At 32.0% G+C, this 3,161-nt stretch carries 3 protein-coding genes; all 3 read left to right on the top strand.

What is annotated here, in order from left to right; translation table 11 throughout:
• The first annotated feature begins 357 nt into the window (after window positions 1-357).
• Window positions 358-591 carry an HTH-like domain-containing protein gene (locus CXF72_RS00250; protein ID WP_101036042.1) on the top strand — a complete coding sequence of 78 codons (234 nt, stop codon included), beginning with the start codon at window positions 358-360 and terminating at the stop codon, window positions 589-591.
• 38 nt (window positions 592-629) lie between these two features.
• Window positions 630-1,265 (top strand): hypothetical protein, encoded by a 636-nt coding sequence (locus CXF72_RS00245; protein WP_198552447.1) that lies wholly within the window; start codon window positions 630-632, stop codon window positions 1,263-1,265.
• 303 nt (window positions 1,266-1,568) lie between these two features.
• On the top strand, window positions 1,569-3,161 hold a 1,593-nt coding region (locus tag CXF72_RS00240; RefSeq protein WP_101036041.1), incomplete at its 3' end, for a hypothetical protein.

Below are 3,161 nucleotides of genomic sequence, written 5' to 3'. Positions count from 1 at the left end.
CGCAAATTCAGCAACTTATTGATATGTGGGTTTAATTAGCCGCTTACGATATATTTACATCCCTCACAATATAGCTGTTTTTATATGCAGGCAAAATTTATCTGAGGGGTCTTTCCACTTTTATTGCACACTTAATGCACAAAACCCACATTCTTAATGGTTTAACTAATTGAAAATAAACAGTTAGTTTTTTATGGTATGCATTTATAGAGATCTCTATAAATGTAGCTGCGTCATTTCCCCAGTATAAAATGTCAATTTACAATCATGATTTGGATCTATCTAACTGTTTTATAAGTCTGTTATTATATAATTCTTATCAATAAATAAAATTTTAACAGTATATTAAGGATAATTATGGAAGCTTCAGAATTGGCGCAGATTTTAAAGACTATGTATTTTGATTCAAAAGACGGTGAAGCAGTAGCAATGATTCATTTATTTGGCATTAAATATCGAGATGAAATCAAGTCTTGTGATACCTCTTCTGCAAACATAGCTAAACTTGCAGGTGTTTCAGAGAAATATGGCACTGAGATAAATAAAGGCTGTAAGTTAGGAAAATACGTATCAATCAAAAGTGTCGTGTAATCATACACATAACAAGCCATTTAAAAGGATAAAAACAGTTGGTTTTTGCTACTTCGTCGCTTATTTTGACCAACTATTTTTTGCCTCTTAACGAGGCTGGTGTCACGTTGAAGGTTAATATGTTGAATTTTATATTGGGTTGCATAGTTGGTTTTGCCGTTACAATTTGGTATGTGATATTGGATTTAAATTATTCATATGATTCGAATGTTACAGTTAACATTGTTATCGCATCGGCAACTTTAATTGCGGCTGCGATACATTATGTGTCAGTAAAAAAACAAGATAGAGAAAGAGTTTGGGAAATTAATAAAGAGGCGCTATTGGGACTTTCACAAGCTTTATCCGATAGAATTTCAGAAACTGAAAATGCATTAGAGTACGAGTGGGCTTGTAATTCAATGAATGGACCCGATATCGATCCTCCTAATAATCCCGATGGATATAAAAATTTTGATGACAAGGTTCTTTATATGTTAAACGTGCATAAACCTTTATTACCAAAGAATTTAGTTGATTCAATTAGTAGCTTGCAAACACTTGATAAAAAAATCACTCATTCAGTACATGACGAAGGTTTAGATAACAAAGATGCGTACGAAGAGATGCTTAAGAGTTACTCTTATCTCAGAATTGAATTAAATCAATTTATTAGAAAAATTGCGGGTGTTTAATAGACACATAAGTTGCTGCACTAGACGCTTTGCACTTGTCACGGGTTTTGCAAAAAGACGAAAAAATAGCGCCAATCTCAAACGCCAGTGAGCAAGGCGTTGAGGTTGTAGAATAACTCTTTTTTTGAAATTTAAGGCGTATTTGGGAGTTGTAAATGCATTACCTAAGCACTTTAAATAGCTTAGGCTGTGTTATAGGAGCTCCTTTTTAATGGGATTTGGCTGAAAGAGTAATACTACAGCCTAGTTATGTGGCAAGTCAGCAAATTCAGGTTTCGCTAATTTATTTTAAAAGGATAATTAATGAACATTAGTCAGAAAAACAAAGACAACTTTTTTAATTTAGTTGATTCGTTAAAAAAATGCAGAAGAGCTGATCTGTCGGATGTTAGTAAAAATAAAGATGTTATTGAAAAGCTTTATGTTGATCCTTTAGATAACGACCTTATATTAAAGTCAATTTCAAAATTAAATACGACCATTCTGACTGGACGTCGTGGAACTGGTAAATCGACAATAATTGCTAGGCTTCAACACGATATAAGAAAAAGTAATGACCGACTTTCATTGTATATTGATGTTAAAAGCATCTTTGAGCAATCTAAAGCTTTCTCTTATAGTGCGGATAAATATATTGGTCATTTTTCACCTCAGGACTTAAAAAAATATCTAATATATAAATCATTTCTTAAAGAGATCATCTCTGAGGTTAAATCAGAACTTAAAACAAATACGCTGAAATTTTATCTAGCAAAAATCACTAATTATTTCGGACCCGATAAAACTGCTTTTGAAGAAGAATTAAACCGAATTTTCGATGATATAGAAAAATTTGAATATATGGATGTTGAAGTCATAAAGCAAAAGAAAGTATTATCTAATGAGGAAAACAGTAATTTTGTGAATCAAAAAATTGGAGCTAATGTAAGCGTTGACTCAAGTGGTCCTCATGGTGGGTTTAATGCAGAACATGGAACCTCAAATACTGATAAATCTAGCTTAAATGAAGAATTTTCAGAAGTTCTTTTGAAATGCTTTAACCCCATTCTAATAATGCGTAGCATTAGAGAATTGCTAAAAAAAATCGGTATTAACCATGTTTTCATTTGCTTAGACGATTTTTCTGAAATCGATTATGAAGCAATGAAAATATTCGTAGATGTAATGATTGCTCCATTAAATAATCTATCTGATGAATTTTTTAAATTCAAAATTGCAGCATACCCGGGAAGAATATATCTCGGAGATATTGATCCACAGAAAATTGAACAAATAAGATTGGATTTTTACGAACTATACCAAGCGAAGACTATCACAGATGTTCATTCCCAAGCTCAGGGAAGTATTAAAAAATTAATTGAAAAAAGAACACAGTTCTTTTGTAAAAAAACACCTGATGAATTTTTCGATACGACGAAAGTTGCAATGGATGATTATTATAAGGCTCTTTTTGATATTACATCTTGTGTACCACGGAACGTTGGTTGGATTTTGTGGTATGCGAACCAGCAGAGTATTGCGAAAGATAAAAAAATAACATTCAATGATTTATCTATTGCAGCAGAAAAGCACTTTTCTGATACAGTTAAACCATATTTCTCTCAGAACCAGTTCATGAGGGAACCATTTGATATGAAGCTTGAAAAATATCATTTACATCAATTACTAGAACGCTTTATTGATTCAGCAAAAATCAATAAACGAGAGATACTGGTCTCAGACTCTAAAGTTTTCGCAAAAGATAAAACAAAGCCACCTACAAGCCATTTTTATATAAATAAAAAGCTGGAACACGTATTAAAACCATTAGAAATGCAGTTTTTCATTACTAAATATAATGAGCAAAAAGACCAAGACAGTAGTGAATTGATGAGTTTCTTTTCATTAAATTACGGT

The organism is Psychromonas sp. MB-3u-54, assembly GCF_002836415.1.
Lineage (GTDB): Bacteria > Pseudomonadota > Gammaproteobacteria > Enterobacterales > Psychromonadaceae > Psychromonas.
This window is presented reverse-complemented; position numbering and strand designations above follow the sequence as displayed.